This window comes from Pandoraea pneumonica (genome assembly GCF_902459645.1).
Classification (GTDB): Bacteria; Pseudomonadota; Gammaproteobacteria; order Burkholderiales; family Burkholderiaceae; genus Pandoraea; species Pandoraea pneumonica.
Map to the genome: position 1 here is coordinate 1,123,537 of NZ_CABPSK010000002.1, position 17,313 is coordinate 1,140,849.

At 63.0% G+C, this 17,313-nt stretch carries 16 protein-coding genes; 11 read left to right on the top strand and 5 right to left on the bottom strand.

The features are described 5' to 3' along the window. Positions 1-33: 33 nt before the first annotated feature. Positions 34-993, bottom strand: a complete 960-nt coding sequence (locus tag PPN31114_RS14215) for an MBL fold metallo-hydrolase (RefSeq protein WP_150680106.1) — start codon at positions 991-993, stop codon at positions 34-36. A 298-nt stretch (positions 994-1,291) separates the two neighbouring features. On the opposite strand from PPN31114_RS14215, the gene PPN31114_RS14220 reads away from it, so the two are divergent. The 8 genes from PPN31114_RS14220 to PPN31114_RS14255 all read left to right on the top strand — a co-directional run bounded on the left by PPN31114_RS14220 (position 1,292) and on the right by PPN31114_RS14255 (position 8,525). Further along, a complete protein-coding gene (locus PPN31114_RS14220; RefSeq protein ID WP_150680107.1) occupies positions 1,292-2,092 on the top strand; it encodes an IclR family transcriptional regulator in 801 nt (266 codons plus the stop codon). After that, a complete protein-coding gene (locus PPN31114_RS14225) occupies positions 2,089-2,958 on the top strand; it encodes an IclR family transcriptional regulator (protein WP_150680108.1) in 870 nt (289 codons plus the stop codon). The genes PPN31114_RS14220 and PPN31114_RS14225 overlap by 4 nt, the downstream gene beginning before the upstream one ends. A gap of 222 nt (positions 2,959-3,180) precedes the next feature. Beyond that, positions 3,181-4,542 carry a histidine-type phosphatase gene (locus PPN31114_RS14230; RefSeq protein WP_150680109.1) on the top strand — a complete coding sequence of 454 codons (1,362 nt, stop codon included), beginning with the start codon at positions 3,181-3,183 and terminating at the stop codon, positions 4,540-4,542. Between the two features lie 91 nt (positions 4,543-4,633). Next, complete coding sequence (locus PPN31114_RS14235) at positions 4,634-5,059, top strand: T3SS (YopN, CesT) and YbjN peptide-binding chaperone 1 (protein WP_150680110.1); 426 nt, start codon at positions 4,634-4,636, stop codon at positions 5,057-5,059. Between the two features lie 165 nt (positions 5,060-5,224). Next, positions 5,225-5,956, top strand: a complete 732-nt coding sequence (locus tag PPN31114_RS14240; RefSeq protein WP_150680111.1) for an RNA polymerase sigma factor — start codon at positions 5,225-5,227, stop codon at positions 5,954-5,956. After that, positions 5,953-6,645: a type 1 periplasmic-binding domain-containing protein gene (locus tag PPN31114_RS14245; RefSeq protein WP_150680112.1), complete on the top strand. Its 693-nt coding sequence runs from the start codon at positions 5,953-5,955 to the stop codon at positions 6,643-6,645. The genes PPN31114_RS14240 and PPN31114_RS14245 overlap by 4 nt, the downstream gene beginning before the upstream one ends. 224 nt (positions 6,646-6,869) lie before the next feature. After that, positions 6,870-7,655: a hypothetical protein gene (locus tag PPN31114_RS14250; protein WP_150680113.1), complete on the top strand. Its 786-nt coding sequence runs from the start codon at positions 6,870-6,872 to the stop codon at positions 7,653-7,655. Positions 7,656-7,733: 78 nt separating this feature from the next. Then, entirely contained in the window at positions 7,734-8,525 is a 792-nt protein-coding gene (locus PPN31114_RS14255; protein ID WP_150680114.1) for a DUF4852 domain-containing protein, read from the top strand. Here the strand turns inward: PPN31114_RS14255 and PPN31114_RS14260 are convergent, their stop codons facing one another. After that, the gene (locus PPN31114_RS14260) at positions 8,526-9,002 is read right to left on the bottom strand and encodes a GNAT family N-acetyltransferase (protein WP_150680115.1); all 477 of its coding nucleotides are present in this window, start codon (positions 9,000-9,002) and stop codon (positions 8,526-8,528) included. It lies immediately after the preceding gene. Between the two features lie 211 nt (positions 9,003-9,213). Between PPN31114_RS14260 and PPN31114_RS14265 the strand changes: the two genes are divergently transcribed. Together PPN31114_RS14265 and PPN31114_RS14270 are read left to right on the top strand one after the other, a co-directional pair. Then, complete coding sequence (locus PPN31114_RS14265; protein ID WP_174988041.1) at positions 9,214-10,143, top strand: alpha/beta hydrolase family protein; 930 nt, start codon at positions 9,214-9,216, stop codon at positions 10,141-10,143. A 138-nt stretch (positions 10,144-10,281) separates the two neighbouring features. Beyond that, a complete protein-coding gene (locus PPN31114_RS14270) occupies positions 10,282-10,644 on the top strand; it encodes a MarR family winged helix-turn-helix transcriptional regulator (RefSeq protein WP_246182580.1) in 363 nt (120 codons plus the stop codon). A 63-nt stretch (positions 10,645-10,707) separates the two neighbouring features. Here the strand turns inward: PPN31114_RS14270 and PPN31114_RS14275 are convergent, their stop codons facing one another. The 3 genes from PPN31114_RS14275 to PPN31114_RS14285 form a co-directional block, all read right to left on the bottom strand. Further along, on the bottom strand, positions 10,708-11,169 hold the full coding sequence (locus tag PPN31114_RS14275; protein WP_150680117.1) for a hypothetical protein: 462 nt from the start codon (positions 11,167-11,169) through the stop codon (positions 10,708-10,710). Between the two features lie 272 nt (positions 11,170-11,441). After that, a complete protein-coding gene (locus PPN31114_RS14280) occupies positions 11,442-12,821 on the bottom strand; it encodes an MFS transporter (RefSeq protein ID WP_150680118.1) in 1,380 nt (459 codons plus the stop codon). Positions 12,822-13,163: 342 nt separating this feature from the next. Then, complete coding sequence (locus PPN31114_RS14285; RefSeq protein ID WP_370865885.1) at positions 13,164-14,738, bottom strand: glucan biosynthesis protein G; 1,575 nt, start codon at positions 14,736-14,738, stop codon at positions 13,164-13,166. Positions 14,739-14,987: 249 nt separating this feature from the next. Here PPN31114_RS14285 and bglX point away from each other — a divergent pair, with 249 nt between their 5' ends. Then, entirely contained in the window at positions 14,988-17,312 is a 2,325-nt protein-coding gene (gene bglX, locus PPN31114_RS14290; RefSeq protein WP_150680430.1) for a beta-glucosidase BglX, read from the top strand. The last annotated feature ends 1 nt before the right edge of the window (position 17,313 follow it).

The following is a 17,313-nucleotide window of genomic DNA, read 5'->3' on the forward strand; positions in this document are numbered from 1 at the left end:
GGATGCGGACGCGCGCCCGCATCTGAGGCGGGGTCAGTCCTGCAAGGCGGCCCACATTTCCTTGTCGCGCTGCGCCGTCCAGATACGCGGGTGCGAAATGCCGCTTGCCTCGTCAAAGGCGCGCGTCACGTCGAACGGCAGGCAGTGCTCGTAGATGAACACATGGCCGAACTTCGGATCCATCTGGCTGCGCGTGAGCGCCATGGCGCCCTTCAGATCGAGCTTCTGTTCGACGGCTTGCTTGCCCGCTTCGAACAGCGTCGTCACGAAGTCCTTCGTATAGGCGAGACCCTTGGCAACGTCGGTAGGCGTGGTGAGCGCCGGACCGCGGCCCGGGACGAGCTTCTCAGCGCCCAGTGCTGCCAGCGCGTCGAGCGTGGCGGGCCACTCGGCCAGTTGGGCGTCGCCCGTGTAGCAGGCGGCGTCGTATTCGACCAGATCGCCCGAGAACAGCACCTTTTCCTTGGGCAGCCAAACGACCGTGTCGCCCTTCGTATGGCCCGAGCCCAGATGCGCAATCTTCACTTCGAGCTTGCCGAGGAAGAGCGTCATTTCCTTTTCGAACACGAGCGTCGGCCAGGTCAGGCCGGGCACCGTCTCGACACCGGCGAACAAACGCGGGAAGCGCTCGATCTCCGACTTCATGTCGGCTTCGCCGCGCTCTTGAATCATTTCGTACGTGCCGCGGCTCGCAATGATCTGCTGCGCGCCTTCAGCGAAGTAAGCCGATGCGCCCAGCACGCGCACGGCGTGGTAGTGCGAGAGCACGACGTACTTGATGGGCTTGTCGGTGATGGTGCGGATCTTGGCGATCAGGTCTTGCGCCATGGCGGGCGTGGCCGTCGTGTCGACGATCATCACGCCGTCGTCGCCGATGATGACGCCCGAGTTCGGGTCGCCTTCGGCCGTGTAGGCCCAGGCGCTCTCCGACAGTTGGGTGAAGGTGACCTTCTTCGCTTCCAGGTCGGCTTGCGAGGCGAATGCTTTAGCCATGCTTGTCTCTCTCGTATCTCGTCTGTGGGGAGGAATCGACAGCCGGTGGCAGGTCGCACGTCTAGAACAAATGCATGCTCTGCTGGCCGATCGGCGTCAGGTGAGGCCATCTTACGAAATGGCTCGAATATTTGTCAATGACAAATATGGTTGTTATTTGCTAATGTTGCGGCGTGTCTGATTGATGCCCCTTAGGGTCTCAGGGAGAACCCTGATGCCGTCGTTTTTCGGAGGGCATTGCGGCGACTTGTTTAGAATCTAGGCCACTTTTTCTCCGGGAGTCCGCTCCTGTCTTCGCATGAACCGAATTCCAAAGGGTGGTGTCCTCGACGACGAGCCGCCAGCGCGAGTGTCGCGCGGGGTGCAAAGCGTGGACGTTGCTGCGCGCGTGTTGCAGGCACTCGCGCAGGCACGGCGTCCGCTGGCGCCGGGCGATCTCGCTGCGCTCGCGGGGCTGCCGCCCGCTCAGGCCCATCCGTATCTGGTGAGTCTCACGCGGCTTGGCCTGCTCAAGCGCGACCCGATGGCGGGCAGCTATACGCCGGGCCCGATGCTGCTGCGTCTGGCGTTACTCCATTTGGAGAACGACCCGGCGTATCGCGCTGCCGTGCCGCGCGTGGTCGCGCTCGCACGCGAGACCGGCTTTTGCGTAGCGATTTGCACGCCAGCCTCGCAAGGCCCGCTCGTCGTGCATTTCGAGCGTGCGGCGTTTCCGCTGCATGTGAACTTGCACGTCGGCTCGGTCATGTCGCTCACCACCACGTCGACCGGACGGGCGTTCTGCGCGTTCACGCCGCAAGCCGAATGGCCGCAGGCGTGGCAGGAGCAAATGCCGAGCCATGCGGATGAACAACGACAGTTCGCCGCGCTGCTCGACGAAACGCGCGCGAAAGGCATGGCGCGCAGCGTGAACACGCCCAGCCCATCGGTGAGCAGTTTGTGCGCGCCCGTATTCGACGCGAGTGGGCGATTGCGGCTCACGCTGACCGCTATCGGCCCGACGGCCGCGCTCGATGTCGATTGGCAGGGGGGTGCCGCGCACGCTCTGCGAACCACGGCGAGCGCGGTTGCCGAGCAGGTCAATGGGGAGACGGCATGACAGACGGCACAGCAAACAGCGCAAAAGAAGAAACAAACGCGCCATCGAAGCCGCAGCGCGGCATTCAGGCATTGGAAAGCACGGGCGCTTTGCTCGAGGCGCTGGTTGCCGCCGCACGCCCATTGCCGCTCAACGGTTTGGCACGCGAAGCGGGCATGGCCCCGGCCAAGGCCCATCCGCATCTGGTGAGTCTTCAGCGCGCGGGGCTGCTCACGCGCGATGCGAGCGGCAACTTTGAAGCGGGTTCGCTCAGTCTCGAATTGGGGTTGATGGCGTTGCAGCGCCTCTCGCCGACCGGCGAAGCCGAGCCCGAGATATTGGCGCTCGCTGAGGCCACCGGACTGTCGGCCGCGATGGCGGTGCTGGGGCCGGTGGGGCCAACGGTGGTTCGCTTGGAAGAAGCCATGCGGCCGCAGCACGTGAGCTTGCGCATTGGCACTGTGCTTTCACTGGTGAATACCGCCATCGGACGCACGTTCGCGGCCTTTCTACCCGAAGCCGTCCTCGACGGCATGCTGGCGCAGGAAAGTGTGCGCATGGCGGGGCTGGGCGCCGAGGGACGCGCCGCAAAGCCGCCGAAGGATTACGCGGCGAGGCTCGCCGACATTCGTACGCATCGCCTCGATACGGCGTTGAGCAACCCCGTGCCCGGCATCGATACGGTGGCGGTGCCAGTCTTCGATCACACGGGCGAGGTCACGCTGGTGCTCGCAGTGATGGGTTCGTCCGGCAGTTTCGATACCTCGCAGGCGGGTGTCCCGGCCCGCACGCTGCTGGCGGCGGCGCATCGCTTGTCGTGGCGCTTTGGTGCGGTCGGTCGGCTGCCTGACGACTCCGACGTCGTTACGCCGCCAGACGCGCAATAGCAACAAAGCGGTACCACATCAGCGCCGTGGCAATCGTGGCGATTGGTCGAAATACGTGAGGCGTCGCGCGGGCACGACGCGTGCGGCCGCCAGATTGGGCGATGTCATGGCTGCAAGGTAAGATGAGCGCCAACGCCATCCATGTCATTCCGACACACTGCCGCCATGACTCGCATGCCCGTCGAATCCCGTGGGAACGCTGCCGCGCTGGCCTTGAGGTTGATGCCTCTGATGCTTGCCGCGTTGCTGAGCGCCTGTGCTTCAACGACCCAGCAGCAGCCGGGTCCGGCGCAGCCCCCCGAATCTGCGGCGCATGTCGACGGCATGCCAGCCGACTGGACGTTGGTCTCGACGGTGATCGTGAGCCGTCATGGCGTTCGGTCTCCGACACATGCCCATCCCCCGCTCGATAAGATCAGTCCCGACGCGTGGCCCGGCTGGGCCGTACCTGCCGGGTATCTGACCGCGCGCGGCGGGTCGCTCGCTGAGCGCATGGGCCGCTACTACGGCGACTGGCTGCGTGCGCGCCGCGTCTTGCCCGAGAACGCTTGCCCCGCACCGGCCACCGTGTATGGCTGGGCCGACATCGATCAACGCACGCGCGAGACTGGCAACGCGTTGTTGCAGGGCATTGCGCCCGGCTGCGACATGCGCACGGCCCATCAAACCGACCTCACCACTTACGACGCTGTGTTTCACCCCGTGGCCGCTGGCGACTGCCCGCTCGACCCGGGGGCCGCGCGGGGTGCGATCGAAGCGCGTCTTGCGCCCGATGGCGTCGCAGGGCTGAACAAGCGCTATGCGGCCACGCTGGCTCGCATGAGCGAAGTCCTTAACTATTCGCGCAGCCCCGCGTGCGGTGCGCAAGGGGGCTGCAAGCTCGAAGACATACCGACGCGCTTACGCGTGGAAGGCGACGGGAGCGGCGTGACGTTGCGAGGGGCGCTGGGGAGTGCGGCTTCGGCGTCGGAAGTCTTCCTGCTGCAATACGGCGAAGGCTTCCCCGACAACGATGTCGCATGGGGACGCATTCGCGACGAGAGCGACTGGGCACGCTTGCTGGAAGCGCACAACGCGCAGCGCGACCTGCTCGACCGCACGCCCTATCTCGCGGCCACCAACGGCACACCGCTGCTCGCCGTCGTGCTCGATGCGCTGACCCGCTCGGCGGCCGACGCCGGGGCGCCGCCGCCTGCACCGGTTCGCGGCCCGGTACTGCCCGTGGGCAACCGAGTGTATGTATTGACCGGCCATGACACCAACGTGGCAAATCTAGCGGGCATGCTCAAACTCGATTGGCAACTTGCCGGTCAGCCCGACAACACCCCGCCCGACGGCGCGCTGGTGTTCTCGCTCTGGCGTAATCCGGCGGGTGAGCCGTTCGTGCGCGTCGAATTCGTCTATCAGTCGATGCATCAAATGCGCCATCTCACGGCGCTCTCGCTGGACGAGCCCGCCAAGCGCATTGCGCTGCCGCTAGCCGACTGCACCGACGGCCCCGATGGCCGTGCATGCCGCTGGCCCGCCTTTGCGCAACGGGCGAAAGCGGCACTCTCACCGGCGTGTCTCGAGGCGGTTAAGTAAGTAATCGCAAATAAGTCACCGCAAATAAGTGACCGCTTTCTAAGCGTCGCTTCGAATGGGGGAGTGTCAACTACCCCTTTGGAGTCCCGCGATGCAAGACCACATTCAAACCCTGCTCGATCACCTTCAACGCGAAGGCTTCTCGGCACACCTCGACGAAGACGGGGACATTGCCTTCAAGCGCGAAGGGTTGCAGTACGTGCTGTGCTTTGACGAGAGCGATCCGGGCTACGGCAAGCTCTTGCTGCCCAACGTCTATCAGATCGAAACACAGGACGAACTCCACCGCGCGCTCGTGGCGATGGACGAGATCAACCGTCAAATGAAAGTGGTGAAGATCTATACCGTGCGTGACCACGTGTGGCTCACCGTGGAGTTGTGGTTCGAGGATCAGACGTGTTGGTGCCCGCTGCTCGCACGCTCGATGCGCGCGCTGAGTCACGCGTTGACAAAGTTTGCCGAGGCGGTCAATGCGAGTACGCCGAAGCCGGTGAGCGTTCGGCGCTTGAACGCGTGAGGAGGGTGTCGTAGCGGGTGTCACGGCGAGTGTCACGGCGCGTGTCACAGCGGGTGTCGCCAGGAGTGTCGCCGGGACGCCACGCGCGCAAGGAATCGTAAAATTCGCGCACCGCCACAGCGGCCAAACTCACGTAGAATTCGCGGCTGGACTACGTGAGCCCGCATGAAACGCGACGATATCGAAAACGAAGAACTCACGCGCCTGTTGCGCAAGTTTGGCCAACCGGGGGACGGCAGTGCCGCCGTCAAAATGGCCCATCGCGAGTTTTACAACCGCATGGCTGGCGCACTCGACCGACAGGCCCTGCAAGCCACCGGCTTCAACGACGACCTCGCCCGCCAGACCGTTCAGGAGGCGTGGTGCCGGATCGTGACGGGCGCGCAGGACTACGATCCGTCGCGAGCCTCCGTCAAAACCTGGGTCAACATGATCACCCGGTACTGCGCGCTCGACGTGCTGCGCGTGTACTACAAACACTCCCGCTTCACCGATGACGGTGCCAAGTTGCCCGACGATATGTCGGGCAATATGGCGGGTGATGTGCCGGTCGACGACCCTGACGACATTGCCTGCGAATGGCCGAGTGCTGCCGACGGCATTTATGGCGACCAGATCCAGCGTGCCGTGCGCAAGTGTCTCGAGGCGCTTCCGGCCGGTAAGAATCCCAACTACCGTTTGGCGATGGAGCTGGCGCTCGACGAAGACCTCTCGTATGCCGATATGACCGTGGAGTTGCAACGCACCTTGCCACCGGATGTGTTCATCAATGCCGAGCAAGTGCGCGGCTGGGTCAAGAAAGCGCGTGAGCGTATGCGTGGATGCGTCTCGCGCAAATTGGGGATGACGTCCGCCAGCACTGGCAAAACCGGCGCTTCGAAGGAGATGGGCGAGTGAAGCAAGACGAACTGGAACGTTTCCGCTCGCTGGCGTTTTTCTACGCATGCGACAAGCTCGACGCCAAAGAGCGGGCATGGATGGATCAACAACTCGCGGCACATCCCGACTGGCAAGCCATCGTGGCGGAGGAGCGCGAGTTCGCGAGCGCGACACGCGAAGCCATCGAAACGAGCTACACCGAGCGTGCGCCGCTCGTGGCGTTCGACGATTTACCCGATGCCACGACAATTGCTGCCCGAGGGCAGCCTAAGGGCGATGCAGCGACTGGCAAGCGTCAGCCACTAACGCTTGCCGAGCGCTTGCGCCGCTGGTGGCGCGCACCGGTGGGCCGGGGTTGGGCATTTGCGTCGGTGGCGGCGCTGGCCTTGTTGGCTGGGCTGCAAACCATGCGTCTGGCCGGGCTGGAGAAGCTCGCGGTGCCGACGGAGAGCGCAAGTACGATACGTGGCGGCGGCGCGTCGCCCGCGCCGGGCGTGCCGCTCTTGCAGGTGATCTTTGTCGAGACGACAACCATTGCGCAAATTCGCAAGACGCTGGGCGACCTGCAACTCGACGTCGTGCGCGGCCCGGACGAAGACGGCATGCTCTGGCTGGCCGTACCTGCGGGCGACCCTAAGAAGGCGTTGGCCGATCTCAAGGCTACCGGCCTCATCGTCTACGGCGACGTCGCGAGCGACGGCAAATAGCACTGACGGCTGGCAAGACAACATGTCGATGACGGGGACTTCGGTCCCCGTTTTTCATTTCTGCGACGCCTTCAAAAAAATCTTAAAAAAAGTCGACCGGTTTTCCGGTCGACCTCCGAATGGGGGAGTAACTGCTGCGACGCACGCCACCTGCCAACGGTGGTGCCTGCCGATCAGCGGAGCTACCCACGCCGATGAGGCGACCTTATTGCGGAGAAAACGACATGAAGCAACGTGGAAAGATTTTGCGCGACACGAGCGCTGGCCCCGGTCTGGTGATGATCGGCACCCGTCAACATCCGTTCGATCTGGAGGGCGTGTGGCAATCGACGCAGGCCCCGGCGGTGAACATGACGGTCGAGGCGCTGCTCGACGACGCGGGCAAGGTGGTCATGCTCAGCGTGGTCTCCGAGAGCCAGTTGGCGCGCGAAGCCGCCGACGACGCGATGGCAGCCGTGAAGCAGAAGGGCAACGCACTCGTCGCCCGCTTCGGAGCTCGCACGCTGGGCGCGATCGCGCTGCTGGCCATCGGCTGGTTCATGCTCAATGTGCTCTCGGTGCAGGTCTCGGCGAACTATCGCGTGGGCATCTCGTTCTGGAAGCTGCTGGGTTTGATCAACTCGCCGGGCGGTGTGATCAATTCGCTGGGCGGCAATGGCGGTAGCGCAGGGCTGTACGGGCTGGTGGCGGTGCTGGCGCTGGTCGCGCCGCTCGCGCCTTACTTCGCGAAAGACCGCCGCGCGCATCTCGCCAACCTGTTGCCGCTCGTCTTCATGGTCGCCGTTGGCATTGCCATCTACCTGAACATCAGCGACGGCCTGTCGCAAGCGCAGTCGGCCGCGTCGATGTTCGGCGGTCGCGACGCGGGCCGCATGGCCTCGGACTTTGCCTCGCAGATGGTGCGTGAGGCGCTCAAGGCGATCTCGCTGGGCGTCGGTGCCTACCTCTCGCTGATCGTCAGCGTGTATCTCGCAGGCATCGGACTGCGCGGCTACCTCGCGCAACGCTAATTCAACGCTAGTCGGCGGCAAACCGTCTGCCCCGAAAGCCACCACATCGCTACGCCAACTCAACAGGATTCGACTGCCATGACTACGCTCAATCACATGTTTTCGTCCGCTGCCCCCGCCAAGCGCTTGCTGATCGCTACGCTTATCGCCACCGCCACCATGGGGCTGGCCGCGTGTGGCAACAAGGGCAGCGATGCCCCAGCGGAAAAAGCTGCAGCAGCCCCGTCCAATCTCAACGACGTGAAGTCGCCGCAGGCCGCACAGCAACTGCAAAAACAAATGGTGCAGGACAGCTTGCCGAAAGCCGACCCTGCCACGCCCGACGCCAGCTATGTCGAACTCAACAGCGGCAATCAGTTGATGTACTCGTATCTGGCGCTGGCTGATCTGCCGGTCGACTACGATCAGGTGGCGCGCCGCATGTCGCGCGACTACGCAAATTCGAATGACGAATTCCGTAAGCACGACCTGCTTGATGCGCTCAAGCCGAAGATCGAGGCATCGGTGGCGCAAGCGAAGGCGCAGCGTTACTTCCGCATGACCATCACCAACGGCATTCGCCAGTACGCGTTCGACAAGAAGGCGTTCCCGCTGGACGGCTCGCTCTCGGAGACCGGCTCGTATCGGTACTTTCTGGACAACGGCGAATACCGCCTGAGCTTTACCAACGGCGATCGTTTCCGCGATCTGGCCGTGCAGGACGAGAATGCCGCGCGCAAGATCGAATCGATGCGCGCACGCGGCGACACGCCGAATCTGGTGGTCTACGGTTTCACTCAGTCGGCGGATATCGCGAACAAGGCCGTGAGTGCGCAGATCGTGAAGGTGGCGCTGGTGGACCGTCAGGGCAACGTGCTGGCGTCGCAGTAATTACTCAGCCAATTCGAGCTTCATGCCTTCGTGGGTGGCATGGAAGCCGAGACTCTCGTAAAAACGCCGTGCATCGTCACGGCGTTTGTCCGTGGTGAGTTGCACGAGCGTGCAGCCCGCGGCACGCGCCCGCGCGAACACTTGCTCGAAGAACCAGCGTCCCACGCCTTGCCCACGACACGCGCTCGAGACGCGCACGCCTTCGAGCAACGCCCGAGTCCGGCCACGCCGTGACAACCCTGCGATGACCGTGAACTGCATCACGGCAAGCAACTGCCCATCGCGCTCGACCACCAGATATTCGTTGCCGCCTTGCGCCATCATCGCGTCGAACGCGCGTTGGTAGATCGGCAAGTCTTGCGGGGCGGTGCTCTCGCGGGACGTGCCAAGCACATCGTCGGCCAGTAAGGCGATGACCGCAGGCAAGTCTTCACGTGTGGCGCTGCGCATCTTGGCGCTCGCAAGGAAATCGTTCATGTCGTGGGTCCGGAGGGTTGGGGGCGCTCGTCAGCTTACTCCCCGGCACGACATTCATCGACACAAAGCCATAAGCGCATCGTGGCTTTCTTCTAATTTACTTCGTGAGCGAAATAAAATACGACATATACTTCGCGTACGAAATAAATCAAAAACCGAAAACTCATTCATTGGCGCGCCCTCCCGATGTTGCGCGCCGAGGAGCGGTGTCATGTCGTCTCTTGCTTTGGAAATTCCCGCGCTCGACGGCTATTCGCTAGGCGCGCACGCGTGGTATCCGCCCACGCTGCCTGCGCGCGGCGTAGTGCTCGTCCATCCGGCCACTGCGGTCCCTGAGCGGCTGTACTTCGCCTTCGCACAATACGTGGCGCAACGCGGCCTGATTGCCATCACGTACAGCTATCGCGGTATCGACGGCTCACGTTCGTCGTCGCTGCGCGGCTGCGATGCGCGTATGCGCGACTGGGCCGATCTCGATGTGGAAGGCGTGACGCGGTGGGCGCACCAGCAATACCCGTCGCTACCGCTCTATGCCGTCGGTCATAGCTTTGGCGGGCACGCTCTCGGACTCTGCGAGAGCACGAATTTGCTGCGAGCAGCGGTGCAAATTGCGTCGCATGCGGGGTCGATGCGTGTGGTGACGAACCGTCGCGAGCGCGCACGCATTACCTTACTGATGCACTGGCTGGCACCGCCGCTGGCACGCGCGTTGGGTTATATGCCCGGCAAACGGTTGGGCATCGGCGAGGACTTGCCCCTCGGGGTGTTTCTGGAATGGAGCGGATGGACGCGGCTCGCCAACTATTTTTTCGACGATCCAACGTTGCACGCCGAGGCGCGTTTTGCGAGGGTGCGAACGCCGATGCTCGCGATGGGGTTCGACGACGATCTATGGGCGACGCCTATCGGCATCGACATGCTCGTGTCGCGGCTGACTCGTGCGCGCGTGGTGCGCCGCACCATTGCTGCGGATCGTTCGGATACCGGATCGATCGGCCATATGGGATACTTTCGCCAGCGTGCTGGCGCTTTCCTGTGGCCCGAAACTGTCGACTGGTTACTGTCGACAGGCGAGGCGAATCAAGAAGAGTCAACCGACACACCGGCACCCATCTCATCGGTCTCTATTCACGTTGCCTGAATGCCTAAAGCGAAAACAGCTGCTGCCAAGACCTCACCCCGTGCTTCACAAAAATCGCTGGATGCCGCCGAGGCGCTCGATCGTCGGCTGTTGTTCCTGCTCAACGTCGGGCAACGCCATGTGCAACGTTGGATCGATATGCGCGCGGATGACAGCGCCGGTGTGAGTGCGGCGCAGGCGGGCGTGCTCTTTTACCTGCTGCATCACGACGACGCGCTGGTAGGGGAAGTGGGCACAGCGCTGCACCTGTCGCCGTCGTCGATGACAGGGCTGGCCAACCGAATGGTGAATGCGGGTTTGCTCACGCGCCATGCCGATGCCATCGACGGACGTGCCACGCGCCTTAGCGTGACGTCCGCTGGTCACAAAGCCATTGCGCGCGCCCGCGAGGTGCTCGCTGAGCTTAACGCGCGCCTGCACGCCGACTTCAGCGAAGCCGAACTCAAAGTCGTCGCGCGCTGGCTGGGCAACCTGCAAACCCAGTTCCCGACCGACGAGTGAGCAACGAATAACGGCGCACCGCCGAACGCAAAACGAGGCGCGTGCGCCTCGCTTTGTCAAACGTCAGTGAATCGCGAGCGCGTTCGACTGTACGTTCGTCACGCCGGCAGCGACGTTCACGCCGATGTTGCCCGAGGCACCCATCAACGCGCGCTCGCCCAACGAGGCATTCGTCGCGGCATTCACGGTCGCGGCATTGCGAATGTCCTGACGCGTGTTCACCATCACATTCGACGCGCTCGCGAGCACCAATTGATTCGATTGCTCGTTAAGCGCGCCTGCGGCGACATTCACGCCGAAGTTGCCGTGAGCGTTACGCAACGCGTCGGCACCGAGCGTGGCCACGGCTGCGCCGGAAAACACGGTGTCGCTGGTGACACTCTGGCGAGTCGAAATCTGCGTGACGGAGGCAGCCGCACTGCCGAGGGTGTCCGCAGGCGGGGCCGCGAGGGCCGGTGTGCTGATGAAAGACAGCGCAGGCAGCGCGGTCAGTGCGAAAGCGCACAGCAAAGCAGGACGCAACATGTCGTTATTCCCCAGAGCATCCGACGGGACGGATATCTGGTTATCGGCACCTGAGGTGCTCGGGTTGAATGATCTTCCATAAGTCGCGCGCGCACGCCGGGCTATTGTTGTTTTGCCCCTGCACCAACGTGCGGCACATCTTCGGAAAACGACCGACATTCCCGCGGCAGTCGCGGCGCGATTCTCGCATGACAACGCGCGAGCGCGCTGCCATGCCGAGCTGTTTAGCAGGATGAAGCTTCGTTGAACTAGCGCAGTCTTGACGCGCGTGATTACGCCGGTTCCCCCGCGCCGTTCGCCAATCCCGGCGCTTTGTTTTGCGACGTTGCCGCCGCTTGCTGCTGCACCGTTGCCGATTTGCTGTGGTCGATGAGCAACACGGCGATCACGGCCACCACGGCGGGAATGGCGATTGCCATAAAGTTTTGCTGCAACGGCAGCGACATGCCGACCAGCACACCGATCACAATCGGCGCAAGAATCGCACCGCTGCGCCCGACCCCCGACGCCCAACCGATGCCTGTGCCACGTGCGGCCATCGGGTAGAACTGCCCGGCATACGCATACGTCACGATTTGCGTGCCGATGGTCGAAGCACCGGCCAGACCGACGAGGATGAACAACACCGGCGTCGGCACTTTCACACCGAGCAGTGTGATCGACACCGCTGCGAGCGCGTACATGCCCACGAGCACGTATTTGATGTTGAAGCGATCGGCCAGCCAGCCGCCGCCAATCGCACCGAGCATGGCACCGAAGTTCAGCACCAGCACAAACGTGAGCGCCGAGCCGAGGCTATACCCAGCACTGGCCATCAACTTCGCCAGCCACGAGCTAAGCGCATACACCATGAACAGGCACATGAAGAACGCGACCCACAGCATTGCCGTGCTAAAGCCACGCCCGTCTTGAAACAGACGCGAGAGCGGTGCGGCAGATTTGCGATCGGCCGCAGGCAGCGCAAACTGGTCCCCAGTCTGAGCCACGTACGCAGGCGAGAGGCGCGCGAGAACCTGCTTGAGCGTATCGATGCGCCCCGTCTTGATGAGAAACGGCATCGACTCCGGCAGTGCGCGCATGGCGAACGGCACCAACAGCGCAGGCAGACCGGCGGCAAGAAACACCGACTGCCAGCCGTACGATTCGATAAGCCCCTTGCCGAGCAGTGCGGCGAGCATGCCGCCGACCGAGTATCCCGAGAACATCAGCGTGACGAGTGTGCCGCGCAGCTTGCGCGGCGAGTATTCCGTCATCTGCGCGACCACGATCGGCATGACGCCGCCAATCCCGACGCCAGCAAAAAACCGCGTGACCGAGAAACTGATCGGCTCGTGGGTGAAGCCTGCCGCCGCAGTAAAGAGCGAGAACATCAGCACGCAGATGGCAATGGCTTTGCGTCGCCCGATGCTGTCCGCGACCATACCCATCACGATGGCGCCGAACATCATGCCGAACAGCGCGGCGCTGACCATAAACCCGGCGCTGGTCGCGTCCACACCCATGGCTTTCATGATCGATGGCAGGGCGATGCCCGCAACTGCGAGGTCGTAGCCGTCGAAGATGATGATGAGCGCGCACCAGACCAGAATGCGGCCGTGGTAGCCGTTGAAGCGGGCTTCGTCGGCGAGATGATGTACGTCGATATGTCGCATGCGGGTGTCTCCATAACAAATCGCCCCCCGTCGAAGTGCGGGGAGTCTTTCGGGATGTCTTTGACCGACGCAAGCGGCACCTGGCCGAGCTTCAGCGGCGCGACGCCAATGAAGCAAACCACCGTTCCTCGTCGTGGAAGGCAGTCATTTATGCAATATTGTGCATGCAGTAAACGCGAAAAGTCGCACGGCTGCAAGCCATATATTGCCGTTTAAGGGTTTTACATGACGGAACATTGCACTTAAGTGCATGTTTAATCGGCAGGCGGGGGAGGGGTGGCGACCGGCCCGAAGGCCGGTCGCGGCCAGACATCAGCAACGCATTACGCGCGTGATGACGGCTTACTGCTTGGCCACCGAGAACGGCGGCAACTGGTAGCTCCACGTCTCGCTCACGGCTTTGCCGCCAGAGACGAGTGCGGCGCGCAGTTCGGTGACTTTGGCCGGGTCTTTGACCATCACGCGCAGGTTCAGGCGCATGCCGCGCGTGACCGGGTTCGGTTGCAGGGTCTGCTCGATGATCGTCGCGTTATCGCTCACGCTCACTTGCGGCGTGACCGCACCCGCAGGCAGCGTCGCGAGCGGGCCACCGTCGAAGTCCACCACGAGGCCCGTGCTGCCGTCGAAATGGCGAATCAGATTGGCCTGCGTAATTTCACCGGCGGTGCGCAGCGTTTGCTTCACCCATGCCACGTTGCGATCGATGATGCCGCGCTCGTTCATGGTCCAGTGGATCGTGTAGTCGGCTTGCAGCGGCTGGCCCTTGGGCGGCAACTGATCGGGCGTCCAGAACGCGACGATGTTGTCGTTGGTTTCGTCGGGGGTGGGAATTTCCACCAGTTCGACGTGGCCTTTACCCCAGTCGCCTTGCGGCTCGATCCACGCGCTCGGGCGCAGGTCGTAACGATCTTTCAGGTCTTCGTATTGCGAGAAATTGCGGCCACGCTGGAGCAGACCGAAACCACGCGGGTTCGTGACCTGAAACTGGCTGAGGGCGAGGTGGCGCGGGTTGTTGAGCGGGCGCCAGATCCATTCCCCGTTACCGGCGTGAATCGCCAGGCCGTTCGAATCGTGCAACGCCGGACGGAAGTTGTACGGATCGCGCTGCTGATTCGGGCCGAACAGGAACATGCTCGTGAGCGGCGCAATGCCCAGCTTCGTCACGGGCCCGCGCATGAACACGCGCGCCTGCACCTTCAGCACCGAGTCTTCGCCGGGCGAGAGTTCGAATCGATACGCCCCGGTTGCGCTCTGGGAGTCTAGCAGCGCGTAGAACACCAGACGCTTCTCGTCACCCGTGGGGCGCACGATCCAGAACTCGCGGAAGGCGGGGAACTCTTCGGCCACCGGCAGCCCAGTGTTGATCGCTAGACCGCGGGCGGAGAGCCCGTAGACTTGCCCCTTGCCGATCACACGGAAATAGCTCGCGCCGAGCACGCTCATGATTTCGTCGAGCTTGCCCGGTTCGTTGATCGGGTAGAGCACGCGAAAGCCCGCGTAGCCGAGGTTATGCGTGGCGCTGCGATCGAGCTTCAGGTCGCCGAAATCGAAACGGCTGCTGTCGTACTTGATCTCGCTGATCTTATCGGTGCCATTGCTCCCGACAATCTCGTTGATCTTCACCGGCGTGCTGAACTGCATGCCTTGGTGATAGAAGCCCAGACGGAACGGCGTGGGCTGATCTTTCCACTCGAAGTTCTCGCGCTTTGGCTGGATCTTGATGTAGTCGCCGAACTGCATCTGCGCGAAGGCGGGCGTGAGGTTGCTTTTCGGCGCAGTGTAGGGGGCATCGGCCAGCGTTTTGGCGCGGGCGGTGACGTCATCGAGCGAGAACGCCTGCGCGTGTGCAGCGCCCAGCAGGGCAACCGCAGCCGAGAGCGCGGGCACGAGTGAGCGTGCGCGTTGGCGCCAGGACACAGCGAAGGGGGACAAAAGCACGAATCTCTCCGGAGAAGGTGGGTTAAATCGCACGGTTTGGCCCGCTGGGACGAGCGAAACGTGGAATGGGGCGCACCACATTGTGGCAAAGTATCGGACTTCGCGTCGCACAAGCCGCCCGTTTGGGCTGGACTGTGCCGACTTCTGACGACAAGACGGGCGATGTTACTGCACGGGAAGGTGCCGTGGTGCCCCCGTCGTGCTTCATTGGAACGCTATCAGATGAGAATGTTCACTGCATTGGCGCTGGCCGCCAGTATTGTGATGACGCCGGCATTTGCCGACGCCCCTGCCTCGCCGCTGAACGCAGGCCCTGCCACGGTTGCCATGCCGTCGCCCGCAGCCAAACAAGCGTTTATCGACGATCTGATAGCGCGCATGACGCTCGACGAGAAGATTGGCCAGTTGCGGCTGATCAGCATCGGTGGAGACATGCCGCAGGCACAACTCATCAAAGAGATTGCTGCGGGCCGCGTAGGCGGCACGTTCAATTCCGTGACGCGCGAAGACAATCGCCCGTTGCAGGATGCCGCCGTCAAACAAAGCCGCCTGAAGATTCCCATCTTCTTCGCCTACGACATCGTGCACGGCCACCGCACCGTGTTCCCGATCAGCCTGGGGCTGGCCTCCAGTTGGGACATGTCGGTGGTTAAGCAGGCCGCGCGCGTGGCCGCTGTCGAAGCAAGTGCCGACGGACTCGATGCCACCTTCGCACCGATGGTCGACATCTCGCGCGACCCGCGCTGGGGCCGCACCTCCGAAGGCTTCGGCGAAGACCCGTATCTGGTCTCGCAATGCGCGCGCGCCAGCGTGCAAGGTTTTCAAGGCACGTCGCCAGCCAACACCGATAGCCTGATGGCGTTCGTGAAGCACTTTGCGCTGTACGGCGCGGTCGAGGGCGGACGCGACTACAACGTGGTCGATATGAGCCTGATGCGCATGTATCAGGACTATCTGCCGCCGTATCGTGCCGGTCTCGATGCCGGTGCAGGCGGCGTGATGATCGCGCTCAATTCGATCAACGGCACGCCGGCCACGTCGAACAAATGGCTGCTGCGCGATCTGTTGCGCGACGAGTGGGGTTTCAAGGGTGTGACGGTGAGCGATCACGGCGCGATTGAAGAACTGATGCGTCATGGCGTGGCGAAAGACGGCCGCGAGGCAGCCAAGCTCGCCATCGAAGCCGGTGTCGACATGAGCATGGCCGACGTGCAGTACCTCAAGCAGTTGCCCGATCTCGTGAAGTCGGGCGACGTGCCGATGCGCGATATCGACAGCGCCGTGCGCGAAGTGCTCGGCGCGAAGTACGACATGGGCCTCTTCGCCGATCCGTACCGCCGCATTGGCGACGCAGCACACGATCCGAAGGATGTGAATGCGCCGGAGCGCCTGCATCGTGAAGCGGCCCGCGACGCCGCACGCAAGTCCATCGTGATGCTGGAAAATCAGCACGACACGCTGCCGCTACGCAAGTCGGGCAAGGTGGCCGTGATTGGACCGCTGGCCGACGCGAAGATCGACATCATGGGCAGTTGGTCGGCGGCGGGTAAGGCCGATCAAGCGATTACGCTGCTTCAGGGCGTGCGCGATGCCCTCGGCGCGAACGCGCAAGTGACCTACGCGCGCGGTGCCAACATCACCGACGACAAGCGCGTCGTCGACTATCTCAACTTCCTCGACTGGGACAACCCGGAAGTCGTGCAAGACAAACGCACGCCGCAGCAGATGATCGACGAAGCGGTGCAGGTCGCACGCGGTGCCGATACGCTGGTCGTCGCCGTGGGTGAATCGCGCGGCATGTCGCATGAAGCGTCGAGCCGCACGAGCCTGTCGCTGCCGGGTAGCCAACTGGCGCTGTTGCAGGCGCTCAAGGCGACGGGTAAGCCGCTGGTAGTGGTGCTGATGAACGGCCGTCCGCTCGATCTGAACTGGCCCAAGGCGAACGCCGACGCCATGCTCGAGACGTGGTACACCGGCACCGAAGGCGGTCACGCGATTGCCGACGTGCTGTTCGGCGATTACAACCCGTCGGGCAAGCTGCCGATCTCGTTCCCGCGCTCCATTGGCCAGATTCCCACGTACTACAACCAGTTGCGTATCGGCCGTCCGTTCACGCCGGGCAAACCCGCCAACTACACGTCGCAATATTTCGAAGAAGACTCCGGTCCGCTGTATGCCTTTGGCTACGGCCTGAGCTACACCACGTTCGATGTGTCGAACGTGAAGCTCTCGGCGAAGACGCTTGCGCCCGGTAACAAGCTCGATGCCAGCGTCACCGTGCGTAACACGGGCAAGCGCGAGGGCGAGACCGTGGTGCAGTTGTATTTGCAGGATGTTGCCGCGTCGGTCGTGCGTCCGGTCAAGGAGTTGAAGGGCTTCCAGAAGGTGGCGCTCAAGCCGGGCGAATCGCGCACGGTGCACTTCGCTATCGACGAAAGCCTGCTCAAGTTCTATAACGCGAAGCTGCAATACGCAGCCGAGCCGGGCGACTTCAATGTGCAAATCGGACTCGATTCGCAGAACGTGAAGCAAGCGACCTTCGTGCTTCAGTAAC

Bases quoted from the DNA above. Each gene is read 5' to 3' on its own strand.
- PPN31114_RS14215 (WP_150680106.1), bottom strand. From the start codon at position 993: ATGGCTAAAGCATTCGCCTCGCAAGCCGACCTGGAAGCGAAGAAGGTC.
- PPN31114_RS14220 (WP_150680107.1), top strand. From the start codon at position 1,292: ATGAACCGAATTCCAAAGGGTGGTGTCCTCGACGACGAGCCGCCAGCG.
- PPN31114_RS14225 (WP_150680108.1), top strand. From the start codon at position 2,089: ATGACAGACGGCACAGCAAACAGCGCAAAAGAAGAAACAAACGCGCCA.
- PPN31114_RS14230 (WP_150680109.1), top strand. From the start codon at position 3,181: ATGCCTCTGATGCTTGCCGCGTTGCTGAGCGCCTGTGCTTCAACGACC.
- PPN31114_RS14235 (WP_150680110.1), top strand. From the start codon at position 4,634: ATGCAAGACCACATTCAAACCCTGCTCGATCACCTTCAACGCGAAGGC.
- PPN31114_RS14240 (WP_150680111.1), top strand. From the start codon at position 5,225: ATGAAACGCGACGATATCGAAAACGAAGAACTCACGCGCCTGTTGCGC.
- PPN31114_RS14250 (WP_150680113.1), top strand. From the start codon at position 6,870: ATGAAGCAACGTGGAAAGATTTTGCGCGACACGAGCGCTGGCCCCGGT.
- PPN31114_RS14255 (WP_150680114.1), top strand. From the start codon at position 7,734: ATGACTACGCTCAATCACATGTTTTCGTCCGCTGCCCCCGCCAAGCGC.
- PPN31114_RS14260 (WP_150680115.1), bottom strand. From the start codon at position 9,002: ATGAACGATTTCCTTGCGAGCGCCAAGATGCGCAGCGCCACACGTGAA.
- PPN31114_RS14265 (WP_174988041.1), top strand. From the start codon at position 9,214: ATGTCGTCTCTTGCTTTGGAAATTCCCGCGCTCGACGGCTATTCGCTA.
- PPN31114_RS14270 (WP_246182580.1), top strand. From the start codon at position 10,282: ATGCGCGCGGATGACAGCGCCGGTGTGAGTGCGGCGCAGGCGGGCGTG.
- PPN31114_RS14275 (WP_150680117.1), bottom strand. From the start codon at position 11,169: ATGTTGCGTCCTGCTTTGCTGTGCGCTTTCGCACTGACCGCGCTGCCT.
- PPN31114_RS14280 (WP_150680118.1), bottom strand. From the start codon at position 12,821: ATGCGACATATCGACGTACATCATCTCGCCGACGAAGCCCGCTTCAAC.
- bglX (WP_150680430.1), top strand. From the start codon at position 14,988: ATGTTCACTGCATTGGCGCTGGCCGCCAGTATTGTGATGACGCCGGCA.